At 43.1% G+C, this 290-nt stretch carries 1 protein-coding gene; it reads right to left on the bottom strand.

Annotation, left to right across the window (positions count from 1 at the left end; all coding sequences use genetic code 11):
* On the bottom strand, positions 1–290 hold a 290-nt coding region (locus AC1M86_RS14805; RefSeq protein WP_481608259.1), incomplete at both ends, for a GA-like domain-containing protein.

Raw genomic sequence — 290 nt, 5'->3', positions numbered from 1 at the left:
ATCTTTAGCTGCTGATGCAGGTAATGCATCAACCAAGCCTTGAGCTGTACCTTTCAACGCATCTAATTGATCTTTGATCGCTTGTAATTGAACTTGCGTTGCTGGACTGATCACACCATTTTTAGCAGCAATTGCCTCTACCAATTCATCATGCTTAGCTTCTGCAGTTTGAACCGCTTGTGTTGCTGCTGCAATCGCGGCATCAACATCATCAGCAATACCATTGCTATCTGTATCGTTCACTGCTGGTACAACTGTATCTAGAGCATCTAAACGAGCATCTAAGCTAT

It is taken from the genome of Acinetobacter sp. ANC_7654, assembly GCF_056779855.1.
The sequence above is the reverse complement of the archived record's forward strand: the minus strand, read 5'-3'. Positions and strand labels throughout refer to the sequence as shown.